This is a genomic window from Paenibacillus sp. FSL R5-0486, assembly GCF_037975155.1.
GTDB classification, from domain to species: domain Bacteria; phylum Bacillota; class Bacilli; order Paenibacillales; family Paenibacillaceae; genus Paenibacillus; species Paenibacillus amylolyticus.
Map to the genome: position 1 here is coordinate 408,660 of NZ_CP150237.1, position 26,402 is coordinate 435,061.

Consider the following 26,402-nt stretch of genomic DNA (forward strand, 5'->3'; position numbering starts at 1 on the left):
ATTTCCTCCTAGAGTCTCATGCCCATCCGGCTTTTATAACGTTTCAATAATAGTTGTGATTCCACTTTGACGATACCCGGCATCTTATAGAGCTTCTCCAGCAAGAACTGCTCCATCTCTTCCATATCCGCAAAAATACCGTGCATGTGCAGTGTACTCGGGCCTGTCATATGATAAAGGCTGGTGACGGCTGGCTCTTCATCCAGTTTCTCAGCGACTTCATCCAGGAAGGGCGGTTCAACATCGACATTGAAAAAGGCCGAGACCTGAAGCCCAACTTTGCCAGGGTTGATCACAACGGTGAAGCGTTCGATGATTCCTTTTTCGGATAACGCATTGATGCGCGCCTGAACGGCTACACGTGACAACCCGATCTGTGTACCCAGATCCGTATAGGATATTCGGCTGTTGTGGTGAAGCGCGGCGATGATTTTGCGATCCATCTCGTCCAGATTGTACATTTGTGGAATTTCTCCTCCTTTGGAGGAGCGTTTCTCTGACATGTTGACCATCCTTTTCTCTCGCTATATGAAATAAACAATAAAATTTTACTAAACATACAATGTGTATGTGGCATTCATAGTTTAATGACGAATCGTAACTGGAGTCAATCTATTTATCATGATTATTGAATTTAACCGATTTTGAGCCTTCATTTTGTCATTTCGACCAATCGGAAATAAAAAGACCACTCGCATAGTCCAATAGCGAGCAGCCGTTAAATAATAGATAAGCTGGAGTAAAGCGCAAAGTGTGATACGAAGCATGTACGGTTATCCCTGTGCTGTCTTGGGCAATAAAAGGGTAACGGTAGTCCCTTCGCCAGGCTCGGAAGAAACTCTCAACGTTCCTCCTGCACCACGGGCACGCTCTTCCATACTGAACAATCCAACGCCATTGCCAGCGGTTGCTTCGCTGAATCCAGCACCCTGGTCTTCAATAATAACCATCGTCATGTTCTCAGCGTCTTCTATAGTAACACGTGCCTCGGCAACATCGGCATACTTCGCGACATTGGTTAAGGCTTCCTGAATAATCCGGTAGATTGCTATCTCCCGGTTCATCTCCAGTCGTTTGCGCAAATTACATTCCAGATCAACTTCGATCCCGTAGTGACGGGTGTAATTCTCGATATACGTACGAATCGCCGGAACAACACCCAGGTCATCCAGAACGGATGGTCTCAGTTCCCATGCCATACCGCGTACATCTTCCATGATACCCGTGACCTGCTTACGAAGTGCTTCAACCCCGGGGTGAGGCTGGTCTGCCAGCAGGCGATCCATCTGAATCACCAGAGAGAAGAGACTCTGTCCAATCCCGTCATGCAGTTCACGCGAGATCCGGCGTCGTTCCTCTTCCTGAATGTTCATCACTTGGGACATCATCTTTTGCAATTCGGCTTCGACGGATTTCAGCTTGGTGACCTCGCTGCGTACAGCCAGGTATTGATAGGGCTCCCCGTCGTTATCAAGGAAAGGCACGATGGTGGTGTTGACCCAATAATGACTGCCATCTCTGGCACGATTGAGAATTTCCCCGTTCCATACCTTACCTGAGGATATCGTGTCCCACAGGTTTTTCATAAAGCTTTTGCCATGGTATCCAGAATTAATGATTCGATGATCCTTACCGATCAGTTCCTCGCGCTCATACTGCGAGATTTCACAGAATTTATCATTCACATACTGGATTTTACCCTTGCGGTCTGTCAGGGCTACAATGGAGGATTCATCCAAGGCAAATTTCAGATCACTCAGTTGATGCAGAGAACCCTTCAGCCTGCTGCGAAATTCGTTATCCGTAATGTGATTATCGATTTCGTTCAGCAGGAGGCGTACGGGCTGATCTGCGAGTCCACTTAATCTGTTCTTGCGTGCACTACTCAAAGTTCAGCAACCCCTTTTTCATAGCGAACTTCACCAGTTCCGGTCGTGTACGCAGGCCAAGTTTCTCCATCAGATTGCTTTTGTGGGATTCGACCGTTTTGACACTGATGATCAGATGTTCGGCGATTTCCTTGTTGGCGTAACCCTTGGCAATCCAGGACAAAATCTCTTTCTCCCGCTCGGATAACGTGTCATACGGTCCGGCGTTTTCCTGTTTGGCTTTGTCCAGGTATTCACTCATCAGCCGCTTGGTTGCACTGGGGTACAGATAGGCGCTACCCTCTGCTACGGAACGAATCGCAGCAAGCAATTCTTCATGCGGCGCACTTTTGAGTATATATCCGGATGCTCCCGCGTGGATGGCGCGGAACAGATATTCTTCATCGTCATGCATGGTTAGTATCAAAATGGAGACATCTGGCATCAATTTCTTCAATTCAGCCGTAGCGGTCAGACCGTCTTTTCCTGGTGGCATGCTGAAATCCATCAAGACTACATCTGGCTTCAACTCTTGAGCCTTGGCAATGGCTTCATCGCCATCTGCGGCATCTCCAACGATATGTATATCATTCTTTCCTTCAAGTAAGGCGATCAGCCCGGAACGCACGACAACATGGTCGTCGACAACTAATAGTTGAATCACATGATTTCCCCCTGTCCGCTTCCTTAGTTCTATCTATATCATAACAAAAAAAGAAGCCATTCAGAGCTTTAATCTCCGAATAGCTTCTCTCACTCAACGTGTGGGATAGAAACATTGAACCTTAATGTTCTGTTTGGCCGAAACGTTCCTGAATCATATTGGCAATTTCCTGGACTTGTGCCTCCACGGCAAGAGGATCATATGGCCAGAACCGTTCCCCATCCAGCTTGAACACTCGATTGTTCTTCACGGCGTCCAGGGATGACCAGACGGGTGATGTTTCATCCAGCGAACCACCATTGGATAAATCCAGGAAAATATAATCACCGGCATAATCCGCCAGTTTCTCCTCGGATACAGTTACAGTATCTTTATCCTGATCAATCAGTTCCTTTTGTACAATGTCTGGTGCTTTCAGTCCGAGCTGTTGGTAGATGGCTTGCCCACCGCGGTTGACACCATCTCCGTTGATATACCAATCCTTACCAAAAAGACTGAAGTTGGAGAAAGTCGTACCTTCCTGAACCAACCCTTGAATGGAGTCCTTGGCTGACTTCACTTTTACTTCGAATTGGGACAACCAGTCTGCGGCTTCCTTTTGTTTGTTTAAGATTTCTCCAAAAGCAGTGATTTCCTCATGCACATTGTCGTATGTACCATAAGGGATGATGAGGGTTGGTGCGATTTTGCGATATTGCTCATTCAGCTTCTCATCTCCACCTACAGTGACGATCAGGTCGGGCTCAAGCGAAAGAATTTTTTCGACTGAACCGCCGTCGATACGACCAATGTCTGCTACGCCTTCAACCAGATCAAGCACATAAGGGCTTTCCAGCTCATAATCCGGTGCGCCTACTGGTTTGATACCAAGTGCGAGAAAATCAGCGAGGTAGCCCTGTGTCACAATCCGCTGTGGGTTCGCGGGTATTTCAACGTCTCCATTAACGGTGGATATGACCTGCGTTTTTGCGGCGCTGTCTGCCGGTTGTTCTTCTGTAGCAACAGGTGAGGAAGGTTTATTTTTTTTGGTTTCTTCCACTTGGCTTGAGCAGCCAATAATTCCAATCACCAGTACCAGGAACATAAGCCCAGTCCACCATTTTGATTTAACCCCTGTCATTCTGCTTCTCCCCAATCAATAATGATTATCTTTCTCAATAAAACCTCCTTAGTATCGTAGCTTTTGGATACAAGTGTCGTCCATCTCAAAATGTGACCTCTTGAGCATGGACAATGGTTACCTGTTCTTTTCGCCATTCTCCCGAATCAGGATATCTACCATAAGCTGAAGTTGCTTTTCCAGAGCCAGCGCATCATTACACCAGAATTGTTCCAGCTTGAGAGGATATATCCGGCTCTTTCCGTTATTCATAACCTTGTTCCAGTGTGGTCGTTCCATGAGTTTGACTTGTGCATCATGATAGAGACCGCCTTCATGTGAGGAAAGCACGAGAAACATATGGTTTGCTGCATATTCCGTCAATTGATCTTCCTGGATGAACTGATGATTATTAGGTTCCAGAACGTCACGTAGAATACTGGGAGGAGGTGTAAGATTGAGTCCATAATAGACGTTGTATGCCGCTCTGGCGGTTACATTCCAGATACAGATCGTGCCATCTTCCCAGAGTTCATATAACCCAACGGTTTCATCAGGCTGGATTGCTGCCCCAAGCCGTTCAGCTTCACTGCTGACCAGTGCGGTGTAATGCCTTATCCAGTCTTCGGCAGCCAGCTCTCGACCTATGATTCGTCCGATAAGTTGAACGGTCTCCAATCGATTTAACTTGTCCCATGGCAGGACCATAACCGGAGCAATCTGTTCCAGTTGTTCGAGCTTATGGGGCAAATAGTATAGATAATCTGGCGCGATGATCAGATCAGGTGGTTCAGTTCGGAGGATTTCTTCCACACCATATTGATCCAAATCCAGTACATCATGCAACTCGTCTTGGATCAGCGGTGACATAGCCCAGGGTAGGAATGAGGCGGCAATGGGTTGAACGCCTAAGGCTAACAGATCTCCTGTGTACTGTACGGTAGCAATTCGTCTTGCGCGGGGCTGTAGTCGGTATTCACTTGGACTAATCCCAGTAAACTGCTTAAATTTTCGACTTAAGTATAAACCGTCGGAGTATCCCACAAGCAACGCAATTTCATTTAAGGTGGCATGCGTGGACAACAGGTATTGCTTTGTCTTGTCCATACGAACTCGGGTCAAGTGAGCTTGAAAGCTTCGTCCAACCTGTTTTTGAAAGAACCTGGAGAAGTAGCTCGCATTAAACCCGGTTAATCTGGCGAGTTCTTCACGGGTGAGATGACTGTCATAGTGATGATTCATGTAGCGAAGTGCTTCACGAATTATACTGTCTACCATTTCTGTAGAAGGTTTAATCGCCAGCTTGAATAATTCAAGCAATTCACTCAGCAGATAATGGGACCTGGCTTCTTCGGTCTGGACACTTCCTGTCCTTTTTTCGGAAAGATCCTGGATGATTGCCAGCATTCGCAGAACCTGTGGACTTGCTCCGGTCTTCGAACCATGTGAGGGCAAGTTCACTGTTGTTAGCTCATAAACACGTTTGTCAGGACTCTCTTCCGTTAATGCATAATCCTGAAAACCGATATGATACAGGGTGAAGGCAGAAGGTGGGATATGTATCAGCTCCAGGGAGCATTGGGGATGTAGAAAAAGTAACTGTCCTTTATGTAAAACACCGTGCTCATTACCATATCTATAGTCCACCGTCGCTGTGCAGGTAACCAATGAAGGCGTTTTTATGGAAATGGTACTGTTGTGCTGTGCGGATTCCCATGGAATAACACTGGCAGTTGTCAGTACAAACATATCTGTAGCCTCCTTAGCTGTATATACTATCTATGAATATACGAATGTATGGACTCGATTATATCAATCTGTGTGAGTGACGTCGATGTATACAGATGAGCGAAGACAGGTGAACAGACTAAGGCTTGCTCCGCTGTAAATAACTATAATAAAAAAAGCCTTGATACTCCCCTAAGGAAATAACAAGACTTCTTCCATATTAAAGACAGATGTTGTTATCCAAACACCTTCGGCTGAAGATGTAGAGCGATTTGCTCCGTGTGCCGGATCATGTCCGGTGAGAAGGTGCAAGGCAATCTGCTGCCAACGAGTAGCACGGCGCCAGGCACGCTTCCTTCCTGGAACACAGGTACCGCTATGGCACATACCAGCCGCTCAGCAAGCATTAACGGGCAACGACCGGGTGTATGCTCCCCGGTGGATTGTGCATCAGATCGAGCTGTGCGTCCAGTCCGAAGGGCTGTGCCCACCAGATCTTGTCCGGCGCGCATTTCCATGCGTTTCACCCGTTCATTACTAGCCCCAGAGGTATACTTCCAGCGTAGCATCGTCCCGTTCAGACAGGCAAGTCCACAGAAGTCGCTGGATGTGTTCAGGCGCAGGCCGTCGATCATCTCCTGAATGCCAGATGGCAGTTCATCATGCATGAGAGGACACTTCCTTTTTCGAAATTATAACGTACGTGACGTGTAATTATTATCATTAACCTTTTAGGATCATCTTAAAGTAAGGGTATTACAATGTTAATTCTATTGTAGACCCTTTCTCGTACGTTGTAATTCAGGGAAAACCCCTATTTCCGTTCTGTAATCTACTGAACTTGGGCAGTGGAGGGCTCCTGAGTCAGGTGCACCAAGGGATTGAAGAAATGCGAAGGATGAGGCATATCGGTGAAATGTGACTTTTCTCACAGCAAATTCAGGGAGTTTCTCGTCAAGGATCAGGTAATCCCCCGATAACCCTCGCGCTACTTTCGCGGTATGATGGATACATAAGGAATCACCGAGGGGGACGAAGGTTATGGGTACAGTATTTGTAGAAAGAACAACCCAAAGAGCAGAGCAGAAACAAGCGGAGGCGGGCAAAATGACACGGGAAACAGGCGGAATCCTTTCGTTCGTTACATCTGAGCAATGGGACCTGATTGAAGCAAAAATGCAACCCAAACGGGTGAAGTCGGGATATAGTCTCTTTCTCGAAGGCGATGAAGCCGGATATCTGTACTACATTCGTTCGGGACGAGTGAAAATGACCAAGTCGACGGAGGATGGCAAGGAAATTATTTTATCCATTCAGCAAAGCGGCGATCTCATCGGTGAATTCGGTGGCATCGGCGGATTGAATCATAGCTACAGTGCAGAGATGGCGGAAAAAGGGGAACTGGCCATTATCTCGCTTAGCGATCTGGAAAGTATACTCAGCAAACATGGCGACCTTGCCTTGAAATTCTTGCAATGGATGGCACTGTCGCAGCGGATCACCCAGTCGAGATTCCGTGATTTGCTGCTCTATGGCAAGGCGGGTGCGCTCGCTTCGACACTGATCCGTGCCAGCAATTCGTATGGTAGGGTTACACCGGATGGTATTGTGCTGGACATGAAGCTGAACCATACCGATCTTGCCGAGATGATTGGAGCTACCCGGGAGAGCGTAACGCGGATGCTGGGGGCATGGAAGGAACAAGGTACGCTGGATATGATGGACGGCAAACTGATGATTCGTGACCTGGCAGCCCTGCGTTGTATGTGTGGATGTCCTACATTCCCGAGCTGTCCGGTAGAGCTGTGCCGACTGTAAATTAGTTTGTTCAGAGGCTTCACCTCCATTGGCGATTGGGGTCGTTACGGAGTAAAAGAAAAAAAGCTGGCGTCCCATATATGGGAGTCAGCTTTTTGTGTTTCTTTGAAATTGTTCATGTGCATATTCACTGGAGAGAATCGAATAGATCACAGAGTCATGAAAGGAACCTTTGTAGAACCAGTGCTCGCGTAATAGCCCTTCTCGCTGCATGCCAATCTTCTTCATGACATTCTCCGAAGCTGTGTTGTGCGGACGACATTTGGCGTAAATCCGGTGAATGCCGAGTTCGTTGAAACCGAAACCCAGTAAAGCGTGGGCTGCTTCGGCGGCATAACCTTTCCCTTGATAGGTGGGATTAAGGACGTAACCGATCTCTGCATTGGTTTTCTCCATAACGTGAATACCGACTCCGCCAAGGAGAGTTCCATCACTTTTCAAACATATTGCAAGTTCAAAGCCCTCTCTTGGATGTGCCTGCTGTGTGTCCAACACAAACTGCACGTATGCTCGTGTATCTTCTTCCGTATTCGGTCCCCATGCCGTATGCTGAGTAACTTCTGTCATGGATGTGTAGCTATGTATACTTTTCCAATCGGTCTCCAGAATCTCCCGGATGATCAGTCTGTCAGTCTCCAATTGCATCGTTGTTCACTCCTTCATGTTTGAATAACTTTACTGTCCATTGTACAACAAAAATAGCCCATAACAGATTCAAAGAATGAATCGGTCATGAGCCATAATGTAGATCTATGATGTATGTGGAATGCTATTGTGGTTGTTTACATTGAACTGCGGGATAAGTATAAGCCAACTTGCGGATAATTTCCTTTTGCCATCTCGTATCACCCAGATTGGTTGCCAGGTTAAGAAGATCCAAATAATCGTCAAGCTGCAGATCAGCCTTTTGCAGAGTTGTATTCATTCGATGTTCGTTCCCCTTTATCTATAAAATCGTAAAATCATATGCAGTAGAAAGTTACAAAGAGACTAGTTCAAGAATGATAATCATTATCATGTTTATATATTCATTATGCAATGAACGCTGGCAAAATGCAATCCCAAGTCCGCAACGAATTTAACTTTTTTCTGAAAATAGGCTCATCCACAGCACATAGGGAATGTATACACCGAGATATGCAGACGGATACAGGAACCAGCCATTCAACAGGAAATGGTGAATCTCGGTGGTGAATGTGGTCATATGAGCATTCGTCGCATATACATCACCAGCTATGACGGTTGCCGCACTGTAGAAACAGAGTAGCGCAAGAATATGGAATACTCTGGTAACCATGCGGGAACGAAGAGCAACATAAGCCATAATCAGCGGAACAATCAACAAGAGCAACAAAAATATTAACTTCATCATCGTTTTACTCCTTCGGTAAATGGAATTCTAATGATAATCAGTATGGGCCAATAGACTCAACTTCTAAACTTTTTCATAAACTTTACAAAAAGAAAGAGGAATTCAGCATATGAACAATTAAATTAAAGGAGGATAACCCATTATCAGGTAATTTGGAGGAGGAGAAAGGGAATATGAAGAAGGCGTTATGGCAGCACTGGATCGGGGCATTCCTGGTCTTTATCATGATGGCAACCGCACTGCTGGGGCCGGGTTCGCAAAGTCCGGTACAAGCTGCAGCACCACTTACGGTATCTCAGGCCATCGCTGCCCAGAGCGGTGGAGGCACAGCAACGGTTGAAGGAATCATTGTTGGACATGCTACCGGGTCACTTACAGCCAAGTTTACATCTCCTTATGCCAATGATTTTAATGTTCTGATTGCCGATTCAGCGTCAGAGCGAACTAACGCCAGATTATTGGATGTGCAAATTCCCTCATCTTTCCGATCGCAATATGGATTGGCGTCCAACCCCAGTCTTGTAGGCAAAAAGATCATCGTAACCGGAACCTTAGGTGCCTACAACAGCTATGCAGGAGTCAAAAACCCAACGTCCATCACACTTTCCTCCGGAACAACCAATCCTGATCCAGAACCAAACCCGGGCACAACACTGCCGGACGGTACCGGCAAGAAAGTATTGTTTGATAATACCCACGCCCAGACAGCAGGTGCTGCCGACTGGATTATTGACGGGGCATTTTCGGATTTTGCCAATGGTTTGCGAAACGCAGGCTTTGCCGTGGATCAGCTGGAACGCAGCATCCCGTATACATTCGGTGAGCAAGCTATCACCTATAATAAATTGAAAGATTACGACGTCTTTGTCATTGGCGAAGCCAACGTACCGTTCAAAGCGACAGAACAGGCTGCGCTTGTGCAGTACGTACAGAACGGAGGAAGTGTTTTCTTCATCTCCGACCACTACAATGCAGACCGCAACAAAAACCGCTGGGATTCTTCCGAAGTATTTAACGGCTATCGCCGCGGTGCCTTCCTGAATCCGGCCAAAGGCATGTCTTCGGCTGAAGCCGAATCACCAGCGATGCAGAGTGTGACGAGTTCAGACTGGCTCGCGACGAACTTTGGTGTTCGTTTCCGCTACAATGCCCTTGGAGATGTAAATGCATCGGATATCGTTGCACCTGCACAATCCTTCGGCATTACAGCTGGTGTTAATTCTGTAGCCATGCATGCGGGATCGACCATTGCGATTATAGACCCGAACAAAGCCAAAGGCTTGGTCTATGTACCAAGTGGTGTGTCCAAGTGGGGCAATGCCGTGGATCAGGGCGTATATAATGGTGGTGGACGAGCTGAAGGAGCCTATGCTGCCATTGCAAAGGTTGGTGCAGGCAAAGCCGCATTTATCGGTGACTCTTCACCTGTAGAAGACGTGACTCCGAAATATTTGCGTGAAGAGACCGGTGCTACCAAGAAGACCTATGATGGATTCAAAGAAGTGGATGATGCAACGTTCCTTGTGAATACTGTGAAATGGCTCGCGGTCAAAGAGAGCTACACCAGTCTGGCACAAGTGCCAGGACTGACATTGGATACGGCAACAAGCCTGCTTCCTATCGAAGCTCCGGCCGCATCAACCGAGCCACAACTTGAGCCATGGGCTGCACCTGCGGCGGGATACAAATGGTATGATCCGACTACGTTTAAGGCAGGTTCATACGGAAAAGCACAATAAGTAAAGTAGACAAACACCAAATCATTATGCAAATAGAGTCTGACCGTGGAGTTTTGCGGAGAGGCTCTTTTTTTGCTTGTTATATCAGTTACAATGAAGCTCGTGATTAGCTCCTACAGCCCCGCCATTGCATAAATATGTGCTCCAGAGGGGAAGGTATGGGTACTAATGATGCGGCGTGAAGCCCAACCCAACCAAGGAGGCGGCGAATGATGACCCAGCAAGCAGACTGTGACAGTTCCTCGATGAGGCAGAAGCTTAAGGCAGACCTCCATCGTGTAGCAGAGCGTATGAATCTGACGTTATCCCGATTTGACAATGACAGTGCCTGCCTGCTGGGGCAATTTGCAGAGATTCGAGCGGAAATCAAGCAGATCGAGGTGCTCGCCTCTTCGTTTTATCTGGATTGTTATCTGTCACCCTTTACCGAGAAGTTTGCCGAATTAACATCGAGCGTACAGCATCTATCTGACCGGAGATATGGGGCGTTGATTGTGATTGAACGGGAGATTCCGTTGGAGTCGATCATTCACTCAGGCGTGACTGTGGATGCACGAGTGACGCATGCGTTGCTGGAATCGCTGTTTATTCCCGGTGCACCTCTGCATGATGGGGCTGTGTTGATTCGTGGCAATCAGATTGTATCCGCTGGTAATGTGCTGCCGTTGTCGCAAGCGGAAGTGCATGAACGAAAAATAGGCACTCGTCATCGGGCAGCACTGGGACTCAGTGAATTGACGGATGCGGTTGTATTAGTTGTCTCCGAGGAGACAGGACAGGCTTCATTTGCTGTAGATGGCGATTTGCATCCAATCAATGTGGTTGAGACGCTCCCTTAAATGTGAACGATTAATTGGCCTACTCGGGGCGAATAGGTTGATGTAGTTGAGAGAATTGTACCTTTCTCCTGTAAGGGAGAGAGGTTTTTCTATGGATAGACGATAAAATTATAATCTGAAATTCGACAGCTTTGCTCCCGCCATATGAGAAACATCGATCGATGCTTCTCTGACATTGCGATGTGATTTTGCACAAACTGGGTATTCATGGGTACAATAGAGGATGGTCAATGAATAGAGAACAATGCGATTGGATCGCAAAAATGGTTGGAGGAGACGGTTAGCACATGAGTTGGTTTGAAGCAATGGAGCATCACGATTATGAGGAACTGGTTCTGTGCCAGGATCGAAATTCAGGGTTAAAAGCAATTATCGCCATACACGACACAACACTCGGCCCTGCGCTGGGAGGCACGCGGATGTGGACTTACGCTTCAGAAGAAGCAGCCATTGAAGATGCCCTGCGCCTTGCCCGTGGTATGACATATAAGAATGCGGTATCCGGCCTGAATCTGGGCGGTGGCAAAACCGTTATTATCGGAGATCCGCGGCGCGACAAAAACGAAGCGATGTTTCGGGCGTTTGGACGATATATTCAAGGGTTGAACGGACGTTATATCACGGCCGAAGATGTGGGAACAACGGAAGAGGACATGAACTTGATCTATCAGGAAACCGATTATGTGACAGGCATCTCGGCGAGTTATGGTTCATCCGGTAACCCATCGCCTGCAACGGCTTGGGGTGTATATCGTGGGATCAAGGCAGCGGCCAAAGAAGCATTTGGTACAGATCTGCTGGAGGGTAAAACGATAGCGGTCCAAGGTGTCGGCAATGTGGCGATGCATCTGTGCAAATATCTGTATGAGGAAGGTGCACATCTGATCGTTACGGATATCCATAAGGACTCGGTGAAACAGGCTGTGGACCGCTTTGGCGCAACAGCAGTTGATCCCGCAGACATCACTAGTGTGGAATGTGATATCTATGCACCATGTGCACTGGGCGGCACGATTAATGACGATACGCTCAAAACACTCAAGGCAAAGGTTGTAGCGGGCTGTGCCAATAATCAGCTGCTGGAGACCCGTCATGGGGATCAGCTGTATGATATGGGCATCGTATATGCGCCTGACTATGTTATCAATGCAGGTGGCGTAATTAACATTGCGGATGAGTTGAACGGTTATAATGCGGATCGGGCGTGGAGCAAGATCGGAGAGATCTATTCCACTCTGGAGAAAATATTTGAAAGCTCACGTACCGAGGGCATCGCAACCTATGTTGCCGCAGATCGACTGGCTGAGCGACGGATCGAACAGATGAAGAATACGCGCAGTACATTCCTGCAGAATGGCCACCACGCGCTAAGTTCTCGAAGATTGCGTAAGTAAACGTAATTGAATCATTACCAAATTTAAAACGGTCTGTTAGATAACGGCAACATCCATTTCCAAGATGGATAGTCGATCTGACAGGCCATTTTTTTATGTTGCTATCAGAATTTCAAAAAAAGAAAAACAGTGGCAATATCTCCCTAATTGATCAATTTTATTATGGATTTTTCCGATAATGTATGTACATCGTTCAGATGCAGATGGTTCAGGGAAGTGGGGAGAAGGAAATGGGGAAAAGAAAAGGTGTAGGACATAAGATCAAAAATATGTCGCTTAAAATCAAGCTACCTTTCATGATCAGTGTATTGGTTGTTTTGGTTCTGCTTGGTGCAACGACCACAAGTTATATGATTTCATCTGATGTTGTGGTCAAGAAAAGCAAGGATGAAATGAATGTGATGGCTGACCGCCTTGGGGAAGGGCTTTGGACAGCGATGCAACTTCAACAACAATTGAGTCATTCGATATCCGTACATAGTACTTTTAAAGAACTCTTAAAGTTGCGTGATACAACTGACATGACGGATGAAGAATTTTTATCGGATGAGAACCCGTATTTCAATAAGGCCAATACGATCTTGACCGACAGTATATCGGAAACGGAAGGAAGTAAGCCAGATCTGTTCGTTTTTGATAAGGAAGGAATCATGGTGGCAGGAACCATGCCAGAAGTCATTGGTCAGTCACGGGGAGATCGGGAATATTTTAAGGAATCTATACAGGGGAAATCCTTCATCAGTGACGCGGTCGTCTCTAAGACTGGCAAGAAGCTCATTATTGTATTCTCGGAGCCTATCACCGATGAAGAGGGGAATAACCTGGGTGTGCTTGCTATGTCGGTGGACAGCAACTTCTTCCTGGGGCAACTCGGAGACATTAAAATCAATGGTCAAGGAAGAGTTGAAGTACTGAGTCGGAGCGGCATCATTATGTATGATTCACTGGACCCTTCCGTTGTGGGACAAACGCTGGAAGAAGATAAGGACGCGATGGGAATTATCGAGGCTAGAGCCACCGACAAAGTGAAAATCACTTCGATGGATCGAGAAGATACCTACTATCGTATTAATCAGATTCCGGGTGCAGATCTCTCTGTGCTCATTATTGACGATTATGACGATATCAAGCGTCCGATAGAGGATATGCAGCGCCAGATGGTTATCGTGATATTGATCGGGATTGCTCTGGCTATTGGTGTGGGATTGCTGATTTCTCGCAGTATTACAAGACCTATCATACGTCTGAGCGGTCTGTTCCAACAGCTTGCTCAAGGCAATCTGACCGTTAAGGCCAATGGCAAGTATAACAGCGAATTCAAGGATCTGGCGGAGAGCTTCAATGGTATGGTGGAGCAGAACAGGAACCTTATTACCGATATGAACAGTTCGATTCATGTCCTTCAGGCCAGCACTCAGGAGTTGGAGGAGACATCCAGACAGACGGCAAGATCCATTGATGAGACATCGGCAACGTCCATGGGGATTGCCAAAGCCATGGAGGCTCAATCGGAAGATACCGAGCAGATTGCAGGCAAATTCAACAGCTTTGGCGATAAAGTGGCTGCCATGAACAGCAGTGCACAGGATGTGAAGGCAAGAGCAGATGAGATCGAAACGGTATTCCACAACGGGAATGAAGTCGTGAATGAACTGATGCGTATCAATGAGGTGAACGAACGGGAAGTGGAGAAAATCTCGGAGATTACCGTCAAACTTCAAACCAGTTCGGGCAGTATTAGTCAGATCACGGAAGCCATCAGCCAGATTGCGAAGCAGACCAATCTGCTTGCATTGAATGCTTCCATTGAAGCATCAAGGGCAGGTGAGCATGGCAGAGGATTTGCGGTTGTGGCCGAAGAGATCCGCAACCTGGCAGAGCAGAGCTCCCGCCAATCCAAGGAAATCTCCAGCATTATCGAGCAGAATCTGGCCGATGTAGCCGAGAACAACCAAAGTGTTGCAGAGATTCATACCATCTCCTCCAGACAGGATGAGCTTGTCTTGCAGACTCGTCAAGCGTTCGATGTGATTCTGGAGAAGGTAACGGTTATCAATCGACAAATTGCCACGATGGCAGGACAGATGCAGGAGATGTTACAGAACAAGGATGACGTACTGGAGTCTGCCCATAGTTTGTCGGCTTCAGGAGAGCAGGTATCCGCTTCGGTTGAAGAGGTAACAGCAACCATGATGGAGCAATCTTCAACAGTACAGCAGTTGGCCAACATGGTTGATACGATCGATCAATTGACGCAAAAGCTGGCCGAATCGGCTGCGCGATTCAAGGTGGAGTAAGGGTCTCAGCTTCATTAAAACAAAATAACACGAACAAAGGGATGTCCCCTGTCATATTCATGACTTATAGGACATCCCTTTCTTTTTTAGGGTCTCGATCAATGTGCTTTAGTCCATTTAGTGATCAATAAGATGCAACAGTTGAGGGAGAGGTGTGCGAGGCTTGGGCATAGGCTGATCTTTAGCGTTAAAATACCCCATGTGTAGTGTACCTACTATTTTTTCCTCAGATGTCACACCAATGGCTTCACAGAATAGTGGATTTTCGTTGAAAGGACTTGTCTTCCATACGACGCCAATGTGTTGTTCCCAGGCGAGCAACTGTATGTTCTGGATCAGTGCCGAGGTTGCAGCAAAAGCCTCTTCCCACGCCTTGGAGGGCAGGTTGGCTGTCATAACCACAACCAGATGCACAGGTGTCTGTGCACAATAGGCCGCTCTGATTTGTTGTCCGTACTTTGTTACAAATTCAGGATTGCGTGTACTCAATACAGCGCTTGCGAATGTTTCTCTGCCCTCATTCATAAACAGAATGAAGCGCCAAGGTTCCTTTTTGGAGTGAAAAGGAGCCCATATCGCGTCCTCCAGAATCTCATGAATCGTTTCCAAGGGAATGGGTAGGCCATTAAATTCCTGAATCGTACGTCGTTCGATCACGGTCTGCCTAAGACTTGTTTTGGGTTTCATCATGTCCCTCTATAACTCGAAGGAAGCAGCGATCTCATCAATAATTTTGCTAAGACCGATGGGACCGTATCCTGCAAACCACAGGTTGGCATCACCGATATATACATGATCGTTCTTAACTGCATTCAGATTGGCCCAGATGGATGTATTCATGATGTTATTAAGCACTACCTTGTTTTCTTCCCCAGGACGCAGAATGATAAACAGTCGATCCGGGTTCAGCTCAGGCAGAATTTCCTCGGAAATTGCCACATTCCATGATCCCTCGAAATCTACACTGTCTACTGAAGCAGGGGTTAATCCCAGAGCACCAAACAGAGTGAAGTTATCATCAGGTTTAATCAACTGGAGCTGTTTATCCTGCACGCGCATGTAGGCCACCGTTTCGTCTTTGGCTTTTACGGCAAGCTCATCATGGGTTTGGGTCACTTTGGCATCATAGGCATCTTTGACCGCTTGCGCTTCTTTTTCTTTGCCAAGAACGGTTGCCGTTTCCATGAATCGCTCCCAGTCTCCTTTTTCTTCATTATCAAAAAGGATCGTTGGAGCAATCTTGGAGAGTTGCTCATAGTTTGCTTCATTTAACGTTTTGGAGGCCAGAATGAGATCCGGCTCAACCTGGAGCAATGCTTCAAAATTGGGAGACTCGCCGGAACCTACGGCAGTGGTATCTTTCATCTGATCTGCCAGATATTCAGGGAATCCGAGATCGTTATACGTTACCATGGCTGTTGGTTCAATGCCGAGAGCGAGTAACTGGTCAGCAAAGACGTAGAGCATACCCGCAATTTTTTGGGGTTCGGCAGGAATTTCGATATCCCCTTTAATCGTAGAAATGGTGCGTGTATTCTCACTTCCCTGTTCAGCGGTTGATGGTTCTGCCCCACTGGATTCGGGTGAAGGGGAGTTCCCACTGTTCTGGGAAGTCCCACAGCCCGCAAGCATGCTGCATAGAACAAGAACGGTTATAAGGAATCGTCCTGATTTGAAAAAGGTAGAGAAGCGTTGGTTATTAGGTAAAGACACGTTGTACACACCCTTTAATTGATTTTGATTATCATTATCAAAATAATTATAGGTCCATTCCAAATTGTAATCCATGGATATTCCTGTTTAATGCATGGACGTTTGGCTCAGGAACAATTGACTAACCCGATTCAGAAACAGATCATGGGCCAAGGAAGTATAACAGGAGTAGGGGGAGGAATCGCCCAATTCATAGACTTGATTCATACGAACCGCCTCCCATTGCTGCCAAATTGAATTTTGCATAAGCGATGCTACAGTGTGCGCACGCTCGTCTGCTTGGCCACTTGTAAACAGAATGAAGTGTTCAATATCCGACTGAACCAGCTGTTCCAGTGACATTATACGGGAATGGGATACGTGGTGTAGGGCTTGGGGTACGGATAACTGCAAATCATCATAGAGTACCGTACCCAGATTACGGTTGCCGTAGACCCGGAACTGTCCATCTTCGTATTGCGCCACAGCGACAGGGCGGTCATCGATGGCATGCTGTATACTGGAGATTTTTTGTTTGACCGATAGATCATAACGTTCCAGCCATTCTTCACCAGCTGTTATTTTGCCAACGGATTGTGCAATGGAGTACAACTGTTTACGCCAATCTCCAGCAAAAGATATGGTGCAAGTGGAGGCAATATGCCGAAATAATTCGGCTTTTTTGGGCTCTTCATAATCGGTTCCTTCATACCCAATGATCAGTTCCGGGTGTGCGTTCATTAATAGTTCCAGATCAGGCTGATCTCTGCCCACTTGAATCACATTTTTGAATTCATATGATGTCCTATGGACCGGATTAATCAGTGCCGCATAAGGCTCAATACCAAGGGCAAGCAGATGCCCCGTATAGGGATGGGCAAGTGAAGCGATACGTGTTACGGAGCGATGCTTTTTAATATAAACCATGGGAGACAATCCGGTGGTTGCTTTGAATTTTCGGCTAAAATAGAATTCATCTTCATACCCGACCTGGCGGGCTGTTTGTTTGATCGTGTTGTCCGAGGCCAGTAGCAGATCACCGGCTTCCCGGATGCGTACGGCGTTCAAATATTCGATGGGGCCTTGTCCAATCATTTTTTTGAACAATCTGGAATAACGGTTGACACTCAGTCCAGCCATTTCAGCCAGTTTTTCGCGTGTGAAGTTATCCTGATAATGTGTATTGATATATTTTTGGCTCTGCCTTACCGCTTCCATGGCGGTACCTTCCTGGGATTTTTGCTTCTTTTGCTTCAATAGGACAAGACAAAGTTCCTGAAAGAGGATCTGACGTGCCATTCCAGCCCATGGATCTTCCTTCTGCCCACCTTCATGGATTTGAATGGCGAGAACGGGAGCTGAGGGAACAACAGCGGCAATGAATTCAAGATGTGGATCAATAACTCGTTGCATGTTGCCATCTAGTTCTTCGTTGTAGACATTGTAGGTTAAGGTGACACATTCAAAATCATGCTGTACCTCGGTGGTTGCGATACAGGTGTGAGAAGGCGGGACGGAAAGGACTTGAGGAGCGCATAGGGAGATGACTTTGTCTTCGACTTTGACGGTTAAGATCCCTTTGATCACAATAAGCAGCGTATGATGTGGACGGGATGGAAAGGACACTTGTTCAGCATTGTTGTCGACACGCCGGGCATCAATGAGCCTATATAAAAGATTCATGAGTTTCATCTGATCTTCTCCTGACTGCTGTGAATGTACATACTATACTGCTGCTTATAAAAGTTATCTATATCAAAATGTAATGCACTTCTGGTTCAGCAGCTTCATGAATTGATCCAGCGCACTGCTGACATACCGATCCTCACCGCGGACAAAGGTTGTCGTGGTATGGGTAAAACGATCTGCCAGATCAAATACGGAGAATTCATCCGGTTTCTTGTGAATAACATTGCACGGCATAATGGTAAAAGCAATTCCAGACTCCACACAGCTGAGCAGGTTTTCCATCGTACTCACTTCGATGATATTACGTGCGGACAACCCTTCTTCCTGCAAAAATTCTTCGGTCATTTCACGATACGGACAGCCCTCGGGGAAAACAACCCACGATACTTGGCACAGACTTTCGGGTGGTGTATCCATCTGCTTGGAGATGATATGAACCGTGTCCTGCATCTCGTATTCCACCTTCAAACCTTCTTTCACACAAGCCCCGCTAATAAAAGCACCATCAATCTCATCGTCCTGTATTTTCTTGCGCAGTACTTTGGGTGAAGTGGCGTTGACGAGTGAGATGGACACCTTCGGGTAGGTTATCTGATATTCATTCAGGATCTCCATAAAACGGCTGGATGCCGCCGTTTCTACAATGCCGATTTTTAGCGTGCCGGAAGGCTCCCCGGGATCGGTCATATCCTGCTTCAGATCGTGCAAAAGATTGTGAATTCGTGTGGCGTACTCAATAAACTGTTCTCCTTTGGAGGTCAGTACAACACCTTTGGGAAATCGGTTGAACAACTGGATTTGATATTCCTGCTCCAGTTTTTTGATGCGCGTAGTGACATTGGATTGCGCGTAATTCAGTTCTTTGGCGGCCTGTGAGATTTTGCCTGAACGCGCCACCGCGAGAACAATATCGATATCGGAAAGTTCCATGCTGTATCCTCCTGAACGTGGATTACCTTCAATTACTTCTGCAGATGCTGATGTTAGGTATCTCTCTGAGAGATACCACTATATATTTCAATCATTTTACGATATATCGGAGCCGCCGTACAATATCCTTAATGACAAAGAGAGTAGGGATATGACATGGATAACATGAATACACGTTCAACATTATTAAGCCCGGTAACGATTCATCAGTGGCAATTAAGGAACCGAATTGTGATGGCGCCGTTGACCCGGGGATTTGCTGATGATCGGAAGGGGACCGTAACGGATAAGATAGTCGCATATTATGAGCAGCGTGCGCGAGATGGCGTGGGACTGATCATTACCGAGGGCATTAACCCGAATCTGGCAGGCAAAGGCACTTACGGCATCCCCGGTTTATATACAGATGAACAGACGACTTCTTGGAAAAGGGTAACGGATGCTGTCCACAGACATGGCGGCACCATTATTGCTCAACTATGGCATGTCGGCAGGTTGTCCCACTCCGATCTGATCGGAACCTCTCCAGTGGCACCTTCCAGCCTTGCGGCAGAGGGAAGAGTGCATAAGCTACATAAGCCGTATCAGGTTCCCCAAGCGATGAGTACACAGGATATAGCGGATACGATTCAGCATTTTCAGACGGCTACCCGCAATGCGGTTCTGGCAGGGTTCGACGGGATCGAGCTGCATGCTGCGCATGGGTATCTGATCGACCAGTTTATTAATGAGAAGACTAACCAAAGAACAGATGAATATGGAGGCGACACTGCGGGCAGATTGCGGTTCCTGCGGGATATTATTGTGGCTTTGAAAAAAGAGATCCCTGTGGATCGCATATCGGTACGATTTTCAGAGAAAAAGGATGATGATGCATCCTATGCTTGGGTAGACAAAGCTGGAATGATCGATGCATATCTGAACTTGTTCCGTGAGACGGGAATTACGATCTTGCATCCCTCAACAGATCAATATACAAAAGCGTGGGAAGGGGAGCAGTCTTTTCACGAACGGATTCGAAGTCAGTGGGATGGAATCATCATTGGTGTGGGGGATTTGGATGTTCAGACCGCAGAGCACGCGATTGGTAAGGGAAGCATAGATCTGGCTGCGTTCGGCAGACCGTTTATCGCCAATCCAGATCTGGTACAGAGATTGCATACGGGTCAGCAATTGGTCGAGTATAATGCGAATGCACATTTGCCTGTTTTGGTGTGAAAATAAAGTGGAAAAAAGGGCAGAACAGGCTGCCCTGAGGTTCAGATACTTTTTGAGTGATCCAGCGGTTTCATTTCGTTTCTTCTTGTTGAGCTTTTTTCGATATGCCAGAGAATAATCATAGACAACGCATAGAACAGACTGACAGCCAGAATAATGATCCATACACTTTCCATGTCCATGCTTTTGATGAAAATGCCTGTCAAATATGGACTAAGTGTATAACCCAGGCAACCTACGAATAACAGCAAGCCATTAAACCGCCCCTGATGTGTATCGGGTACACGCGAAGCAATATACAGGTTGATATTGGTCTGCACGAGAATCTCTCCAATGGTCCACAGCACCGTGGATAAGGCGACGATGGAAAAATGGGGGAAGTAACCCAGCAGGTTCAAGGCTCCAAATCCGATTCCATAGAAGAGTGCGCCTGTAGCTATCGAGTTTAGGGCAGTTAATTTGCGTGTAGCAGACAGGATCACGGTGGTAAGAATAATGACGCTAATGGCATTGATGGTCATGACAGAGCCGTAATATGCTGCTCCGTTCTCGCCAAATGAATGATTCATCTGGAGTGGGAGGCTGAATGAGTATTGCATATAGATAAAATAGTTAAGAAATGACACAACGATGAAGAAGGCAACAAGTGGATTTTTCAGCAGTAGTCTGAATAACGGCGAAGGCGGTTGGCTCAATCGTTGTTGTTCTTGTTGTCCAGCATGTTCGCTGTTTGTTGATGCCAATTCCTTGCGTGTGCCGATCTTAACCTGGTTGATGATGATAAAGGTAGATATCAGAAACACGGTACCGATACTTATAAAGACAATGTTGACATGATCCTTGATGAAAAAACCAGCGATCAGTGGTCCGATGGCTATACCCAGATTGGCCCCCAGATACATGAGGGAAAAGGCGGACTTTCGCTCTTTCTCCTCCGTACACAGTTGAATAATCAGTGCATTATAAGCAGGTCGGGTGATACTGATGAAAAACATGACTGCAATCAGAAGATAACCAACGGTAATGGTGCCTGACCAAAAAGAGCAGCTTATAATCATGATGGCAGACAACAGTTGCCCGATGACAATAATTGTTTTTTTGCCCATAAGATCGCTTAAATAGCCGCCGAGAAGTACACCGGGTCCGCTAATCAGGGCTGCCATGGACACAAAGATCCCTGCACTGACCACATTCATACCCATCTGCAACGTAAGCACCAAGGTAATCAGGGAGAATACAAAATCTCCCGTACTGTTAATCGTTCTTGCTAAACAGAGATAATAGATATCGCGGCTCAGACCCGCGTAGGTTTTGAATAAAGACAATAATTCCAGCCCTCCCCAAGATAACCGTCACTCCAGACCAAAAACAGTGAGGATGATCCGTACATCTTATACGGTTTCAGCAACCGTCACTTCAATCTTGAAGCGATCGTACATATCCAGCAGGGTTTGACGCAATTCCTCGAACGAATCACCCTCCACAATAGCATAGCCTGATCGGGTCATGGTATCGTTGACGTCCCCGGCGCGCTGCCCCACTTGATAGGATACATTGAACTCAATGATGCCAGGGATATCGGCATAATCCTCTATCCCGGATATGTGTTGAATTACCCCTGCGCGTGAAGGGAAGCAGATCATGCCTGTGAATTTATGGCTCGTCTCCTGTTGCTTAAATTCATATATTCCAACTTCCAGATCAGTGACGGCTTCGAAGAAATCAACGCCATGGGTGTTCTTGATACAAGGAGGCATAACATGTGATCCCCCGATTCTTGCACCAATTTCTCCAAACACCACTTCTCCTTCCGGAGTCAGAAAAAGTTCGGCATGTGTTACGGAATGATTGATACCCAAGGCAGCAATGACCTGTTCATTGAGTTCTTTGATGTGATGGATAAAATCAGCTTCCGTGCCTTCAGGGAACGTAATACTGGCTGGAGGTTTCTGCTTCGTCGCAATATCCAGGCAGTTATAGAGGTATTGGGAAACAGATGCAAATACAACCTTGCCCTTGGACACAATGGAATCACAATGAAACTCCGTACCGTGGATGAATTCCTCCAGCAAATCCCTTTGCTGTGCTTGTCTTGTATGGTGTAGATAATGTACCAGTTCATCCATGCTGGATAATTTGAACGTATTGATACTTCCATATCCGCTGAGTGGCTTCACAATAATCGGGAAGCCGTGTACAGCAGTGAAACGAATATAGTCCTGTTCATGTAGAGCAATTGCAATTTCGGATGTCCGAATTCCACGTTGATGCAGCATTTGTTTCATGATCCATTTGTTGCGAACAGCCTCAGCCTGATTGCGCTGCATACCGGGGATCCCGAACTCAGAACGGAGCTGACCACCGATCTCAATCGCATTCTCACCCGGCGTTAACAGAGCAGAGATGCAATGGGATTCTCGAATCTGCATTATATGCTCCCGGATGGCATCTACGGACTCCAGATGATCGACATATCTAATTTCATCAAAGAAGTCCCTGAGGACCTCATCATGATGCAAATTATGCCGTTCAATAATCAGAATTTTCTTGTGATCCGTCAATTTTTGCAAAGGTTTAACGAAGTTTAATCCAGTTGGAAGCCTAAAATCAGATATGTATACAATGGTTTTCATACGTTCTCGTATATCCCCTTTCAACAAAATACTAAAAATAGTAAAAATTCATTTCATAACATTATAGCTCAATATTTTCCATTTTGAATACACCTTTTGGTTAAAAATATGAACCAAAATACATATTTATGTTGCGTTAAAGTGTTAATTGACAATAGGAAATTTTTGGTATACTATCTTTAGCGGATTAGAAATAAAAAGGAGGAAATAGAAATAAATGGAGATCGTTAAAGAGAAATATGCCATACTGGGAACGCTGGGAGACGATGAAGGATTCCTGACTTGTAGCATGCATATCGCGAAAAAGCTAGGCAACTCGGAACGTATCAAGCCATACCCTGAATTTGAAGCGGCTGCGGAAGACTTGAGATCAGGGATCATATCCTGCTTACTGGTCCCCGGGGCGTATCCCAAGCTCAACAGCTTTATCATGGATTCTGAACTAGCGGTGTCTGAGAGCTTTGTGGAGAAAATTCCTGCGCTGGTTCTATCCGGCTTCCATGCGGTATGTCCCGATCAGATCGATATTATCTATCATCATCCAGCAACCACATACTTGTTATCTGAACTTGATACAACCTATAGAGAGAACAGCACCGTATCGTCCAACCCTGAAGCTTGCAGGAAGGTCATGCACAACACGGAGAAGTCCATTGCGCTCACGAATCAGCTATGCGCTGATCATTACGGGCTTGTGACCTACAAAGTATTGCGTGAGGGAATCAATATGCCATGGGTATGTTTTACTCAAAATACACAGAGGGTGAATACAGTCATATGAAAAGAATTGCTATTATACTGGATAAAAATTTGGAACCTGGCGCCGCCGCCAATGTGGCTGCCCTGTTAATGGGACAAGCAGCCCTGAATGAGCCGGGGTTATATTCTGATCAACCTGTGCTGGATCATAGCGGCGTTCAGCATGCGGGCATCCGATATAGCACTGTCATTCTGAAGGCCGGGGAGAATCAACTGATCAATCTGGCCAAACTCTGCTCTGACGACAGCGGGGGACTGAGCCATGTTGTTTTTTCACAGACAGGCCAGTCGCTCGACAATGCCTTTGAACAATATGCAGTTGAGATTGCTTCGATGGAATTGGAAGCTACCAAAGTGGTAGGTGTCATTGTATGGGGCGAGGATGATCAAGTTAGGGCAGCGACCAAAAAATTCAGTGTCATGAAATAAGGGAAAAGGGCAGAAGCGGATCTTAGAGATCACTCTGCCCTTCTTTATATATGAAAGAATTGTTATAGAGGTGGTTCTCGGTACTGAAAACCGCCCTTTTTGAACACGCACTTATAGATGTTTGCTGACAACGGCTGCTTTCTTTTCCGTAAAGTAATACACCAAAGCGAGCAGCGGCATGATTAGACCAATCAGCGTTGTGAGACTCCAGCCCCCGTTAGCATAAGACCAGCTTCCAAGAGATGAACCAATCGCACCGCCGACAAAAAAGATCGACATGAATATGCCATTCACACGTCCTCTCGCTTCACTTCCTAAGGAGTAGATAATGCGTTGACCCAGCACCAGATTTCCTGAGACAGCCATATCTAGTGTGATCGCGACGATCACAAGCAGTATCAGTGCTAACGTGGAGTGACTCTGGAACGCATAAGCAAGACCAAACGAAGCAGCAGCGATCACCATGGCAGCACCCGTCAGAATACGTGTTAATCCGCGATCAGCCAGTCTCCCGGCAATAGGAGCGGCAATAGCACCTCCGACACCAGCCAGTGCGAACCAGGCAATGCCTTGCTGTGACATGTCAAAATCGTTAGCGAGCCTGAGCGGAACCGTAGTCCAGAACAAGCTGAAAGCACCAAACAGACTGGCCTGATAGAACGCCCGGCGGCGCAGCAGCGGCATCGTTCTGAACAGTGTGCCCAAGGACACGATTAATTGCCCGTATTTCAAGGTGGGTTCAGGCTGGCGAGCAGGAAGAGCACGTGATAGGAGCAGCATTAGAAGTGTTATGACAATGGCGGAGAATACAAAGACCGTCTGCCATCCGAAGAGGCTGGTGATAAAGCTTGCGACAGGACGAGCCAGCATGATGCCCAGCAACAGACCACTCATTACATTGCCAACAACCCGTCCGCGCTGTTCCTCGGAAGTAAGATATGTCGCATAGGGCACCAGAATTTGAGCGACAACAGAACCTATACCAATGAACAGAGAGGCAGTCAGAAATACAACAGCTGTAGTTGAGAAAGCCGCAGCAATCAGGGCAACAACCAGTACGATGAGGAAAAGAACGACCAGGCGTCGATTCTCGGTAATGTCACTGAGCGGCACGATAAACAGCAGACCAATGACATAACCAATCTGAGTCAACGTTACGATCAATCCGGCAGCGGCAGAAGACAGACCCGTTGTCATACTGATCGGACCGATAACGGTCTGAGCGTAATACAGGTTTGCCACGATCAATCCACAGGCTGATGCCAGCAAAAAAATAATCCAGGTGGGCACAGGTGCCTTCTTCACTTGTTGTCTCATATCCATCATAATCATCCTCCACAGTTCTAAATTGGTATTCCCAATAAATAGGTGATATTTAAAAACGTTAATTACTAAACGGTGTGTTCACTAATTACAAATATATAATAAACTAAACGTACAGTATTGTAAATAGGCTCTACATATTTTAATGAGAATATAAATGAGGATGAAAAGGTGAGCGGAGGAAGGAATTGTGTGTACTCATGACAGTTTAGTATAATGAACGTATCGTTTTTATGAATAATACTGCTGATTAAATATATTTTATACATCCAGGAGGGCTCAAGATGACTGCCAAAAGAGGACGTCCGCGTAACATGGAAACCCAGAATGCCATTCTTACAGCATCGTATGAGTTGTTGTTGGAGCACGGATTCGGGGTGGTTACAATCGAGAAGATTGCTGAACGTGCACAGGTGAGCAAAGCCACTATCTACAAATGGTGGCCGAATAAAGGCGCTGTCATCATGGACGGATATATGTCTGCTGCAACGGCAAGATTGCCAGTGCCGGATACAGGCTCGATATTGGAGGATATACGCATACATGCGAGTAATCTGGTTCGTTTTTTGACCAGTCGGGAAGGAAAAGTGATTACACAGATTATTGGGGAAGGGCAGTCGGATGCAGGGCTCGCCGAAGAATACCGTACAAGGTACATCCAACCACGTCGGCGTGAAGCTCGGGGAATTCTGGAGAAGGGTGTAGAGCGCGGTGAATTAAAGGCAGGGGTGGACATTGGATTATACATTGATCTGATCTATGGGCCAGTGTTCTATCGTATGTTAGTGACGGGGGAAGCGATGGATGATGCGTTTGTAGATGTGATGCTTCGTTCATTGTTGGAAGGCATTCAGTCCAAGTAGATATAGGGATAGTCGCGATACAAGTGGGAGGAAGAGGGAAGAGGGCGA

25 protein-coding genes are annotated in these 26,402 nt (G+C 46.5%); 9 read left to right on the top strand and 16 right to left on the bottom strand.

Annotated elements, in window-relative coordinates:
* Positions 1–8 precede the first annotated feature (8 nt).
* From MKY01_RS01950 to MKY01_RS01975, 6 genes are all read right to left on the bottom strand, one after another.
* A complete protein-coding gene (locus MKY01_RS01950; RefSeq protein WP_036616550.1) occupies positions 9–503 on the bottom strand; it encodes an Lrp/AsnC family transcriptional regulator in 495 nt (164 codons plus the stop codon).
* 270 nt (positions 504–773) lie between these two features.
* A complete protein-coding gene (locus tag MKY01_RS01955) occupies positions 774–1,889 on the bottom strand; it encodes a PAS domain-containing protein (protein ID WP_036616552.1) in 1,116 nt (371 codons plus the stop codon).
* On the bottom strand, positions 1,882–2,532 hold the full coding sequence (locus MKY01_RS01960; protein ID WP_017691068.1) for a response regulator transcription factor: 651 nt from the start codon (positions 2,530–2,532) through the stop codon (positions 1,882–1,884). The genes MKY01_RS01955 and MKY01_RS01960 overlap by 8 nt, the downstream gene beginning before the upstream one ends.
* Positions 2,533–2,653: 121 nt before the next feature.
* Entirely contained in the window at positions 2,654–3,652 is a 999-nt protein-coding gene (locus tag MKY01_RS01965; protein WP_339285151.1) for an ABC transporter substrate-binding protein, read from the bottom strand.
* Positions 3,653–3,769: 117 nt separating this feature from the next.
* Complete coding sequence (locus MKY01_RS01970) at positions 3,770–5,380, bottom strand: AraC family transcriptional regulator (protein ID WP_315371579.1); 1,611 nt, start codon at positions 5,378–5,380, stop codon at positions 3,770–3,772.
* Between the two features lie 215 nt (positions 5,381–5,595).
* Positions 5,596–6,027 carry a GAF domain-containing protein gene (locus tag MKY01_RS01975; RefSeq protein ID WP_339285153.1) on the bottom strand — a complete coding sequence of 144 codons (432 nt, stop codon included), beginning with the start codon at positions 6,025–6,027 and terminating at the stop codon, positions 5,596–5,598.
* A gap of 373 nt (positions 6,028–6,400) precedes the next feature.
* On the opposite strand from MKY01_RS01975, the gene MKY01_RS01980 reads away from it, so the two are divergent.
* A complete protein-coding gene (locus tag MKY01_RS01980; RefSeq protein WP_240768291.1) occupies positions 6,401–7,177 on the top strand; it encodes a Crp/Fnr family transcriptional regulator in 777 nt (258 codons plus the stop codon).
* Positions 7,178–7,264: 87 nt separating this feature from the next.
* Here MKY01_RS01980 and MKY01_RS01985 read toward each other — a convergent pair whose 3' ends face one another.
* The 3 genes from MKY01_RS01985 to MKY01_RS01995 all read right to left on the bottom strand — a co-directional run bounded on the left by MKY01_RS01985 (position 7,265) and on the right by MKY01_RS01995 (position 8,549).
* Positions 7,265–7,822, bottom strand: a complete 558-nt coding sequence (locus tag MKY01_RS01985) for a GNAT family protein (RefSeq protein ID WP_282319628.1) — start codon at positions 7,820–7,822, stop codon at positions 7,265–7,267.
* A 124-nt stretch (positions 7,823–7,946) separates the two neighbouring features.
* Positions 7,947–8,102, bottom strand: coding sequence for a hypothetical protein (locus MKY01_RS01990; protein ID WP_017691064.1), 156 nt, complete (start codon positions 8,100–8,102; stop codon positions 7,947–7,949).
* 153 nt (positions 8,103–8,255) lie between these two features.
* Positions 8,256–8,549, bottom strand: coding sequence for a hypothetical protein (locus MKY01_RS01995; RefSeq protein ID WP_076329895.1), 294 nt, complete (start codon positions 8,547–8,549; stop codon positions 8,256–8,258).
* 224 nt (positions 8,550–8,773) lie between these two features.
* On the opposite strand from MKY01_RS01995, the gene MKY01_RS02000 reads away from it, so the two are divergent.
* The 4 genes from MKY01_RS02000 to MKY01_RS02015 all read left to right on the top strand — a co-directional run bounded on the left by MKY01_RS02000 (position 8,774) and on the right by MKY01_RS02015 (position 14,818).
* Positions 8,774–10,288 (top strand): DUF6359 domain-containing protein, encoded by a 1,515-nt coding sequence (locus MKY01_RS02000; protein WP_339287064.1) that lies wholly within the window; start codon positions 8,774–8,776, stop codon positions 10,286–10,288.
* 209 nt (positions 10,289–10,497) lie between these two features.
* Entirely contained in the window at positions 10,498–11,127 is a 630-nt protein-coding gene (gene cdaS, locus MKY01_RS02005; RefSeq protein ID WP_047840418.1) for a sporulation-specific diadenylate cyclase CdaS, read from the top strand.
* A gap of 287 nt (positions 11,128–11,414) precedes the next feature.
* Entirely contained in the window at positions 11,415–12,521 is a 1,107-nt protein-coding gene (locus MKY01_RS02010; RefSeq protein WP_076319578.1) for a Glu/Leu/Phe/Val dehydrogenase, read from the top strand.
* 230 nt (positions 12,522–12,751) lie between these two features.
* Positions 12,752–14,818, top strand: a complete 2,067-nt coding sequence (locus MKY01_RS02015; protein WP_339285155.1) for a methyl-accepting chemotaxis protein — start codon at positions 12,752–12,754, stop codon at positions 14,816–14,818.
* A gap of 117 nt (positions 14,819–14,935) precedes the next feature.
* Here the strand turns inward: MKY01_RS02015 and MKY01_RS02020 are convergent, their stop codons facing one another.
* The 4 genes from MKY01_RS02020 to MKY01_RS02035 form a co-directional block, all read right to left on the bottom strand.
* Positions 14,936–15,508: a nitroreductase gene (locus tag MKY01_RS02020; protein WP_339285156.1), complete on the bottom strand. Its 573-nt coding sequence runs from the start codon at positions 15,506–15,508 to the stop codon at positions 14,936–14,938.
* Between the two features lie 6 nt (positions 15,509–15,514).
* Positions 15,515–16,606, bottom strand: coding sequence for an iron-siderophore ABC transporter substrate-binding protein (locus tag MKY01_RS02025; RefSeq protein ID WP_339285157.1), 1,092 nt, complete (start codon positions 16,604–16,606; stop codon positions 15,515–15,517).
* Positions 16,607–16,618: 12 nt separating this feature from the next.
* Positions 16,619–18,202 carry an AraC family transcriptional regulator gene (locus MKY01_RS02030; RefSeq protein WP_339285159.1) on the bottom strand — a complete coding sequence of 528 codons (1,584 nt, stop codon included), beginning with the start codon at positions 18,200–18,202 and terminating at the stop codon, positions 16,619–16,621.
* Positions 18,203–18,265: 63 nt separating this feature from the next.
* On the bottom strand, positions 18,266–19,129 hold the full coding sequence (locus tag MKY01_RS02035) for a LysR family transcriptional regulator (protein WP_339285161.1): 864 nt from the start codon (positions 19,127–19,129) through the stop codon (positions 18,266–18,268).
* Between the two features lie 156 nt (positions 19,130–19,285).
* Between MKY01_RS02035 and MKY01_RS02040 the strand changes: the two genes are divergently transcribed.
* On the top strand, positions 19,286–20,347 hold the full coding sequence (locus MKY01_RS02040) for an alkene reductase (protein WP_339285163.1): 1,062 nt from the start codon (positions 19,286–19,288) through the stop codon (positions 20,345–20,347).
* Between the two features lie 41 nt (positions 20,348–20,388).
* Here MKY01_RS02040 and MKY01_RS02045 read toward each other — a convergent pair whose 3' ends face one another.
* Complete coding sequence (locus MKY01_RS02045) at positions 20,389–21,672, bottom strand: MFS transporter (protein WP_339285165.1); 1,284 nt, start codon at positions 21,670–21,672, stop codon at positions 20,389–20,391.
* A gap of 66 nt (positions 21,673–21,738) precedes the next feature.
* Positions 21,739–22,980, bottom strand: coding sequence for an ATP-grasp domain-containing protein (locus tag MKY01_RS02050; protein ID WP_339285167.1), 1,242 nt, complete (start codon positions 22,978–22,980; stop codon positions 21,739–21,741).
* Positions 22,981–23,197: 217 nt separating this feature from the next.
* Between MKY01_RS02050 and MKY01_RS02055 the strand changes: the two genes are divergently transcribed.
* Entirely contained in the window at positions 23,198–23,761 is a 564-nt protein-coding gene (locus MKY01_RS02055; protein WP_036673091.1) for a hypothetical protein, read from the top strand.
* Complete coding sequence (locus tag MKY01_RS02060) at positions 23,758–24,168, top strand: DUF2000 family protein (protein ID WP_339285169.1); 411 nt, start codon at positions 23,758–23,760, stop codon at positions 24,166–24,168. The genes MKY01_RS02055 and MKY01_RS02060 overlap by 4 nt, the downstream gene beginning before the upstream one ends.
* 111 nt (positions 24,169–24,279) lie before the next feature.
* Here the strand turns inward: MKY01_RS02060 and MKY01_RS02065 are convergent, their stop codons facing one another.
* Entirely contained in the window at positions 24,280–25,494 is a 1,215-nt protein-coding gene (locus MKY01_RS02065) for an MFS transporter (protein ID WP_339285171.1), read from the bottom strand.
* Positions 25,495–25,775: 281 nt separating this feature from the next.
* Here MKY01_RS02065 and MKY01_RS02070 point away from each other — a divergent pair, with 281 nt between their 5' ends.
* Positions 25,776–26,354 carry a TetR/AcrR family transcriptional regulator gene (locus MKY01_RS02070; protein WP_339285173.1) on the top strand — a complete coding sequence of 193 codons (579 nt, stop codon included), beginning with the start codon at positions 25,776–25,778 and terminating at the stop codon, positions 26,352–26,354.
* Positions 26,355–26,402 lie beyond the last annotated feature (48 nt).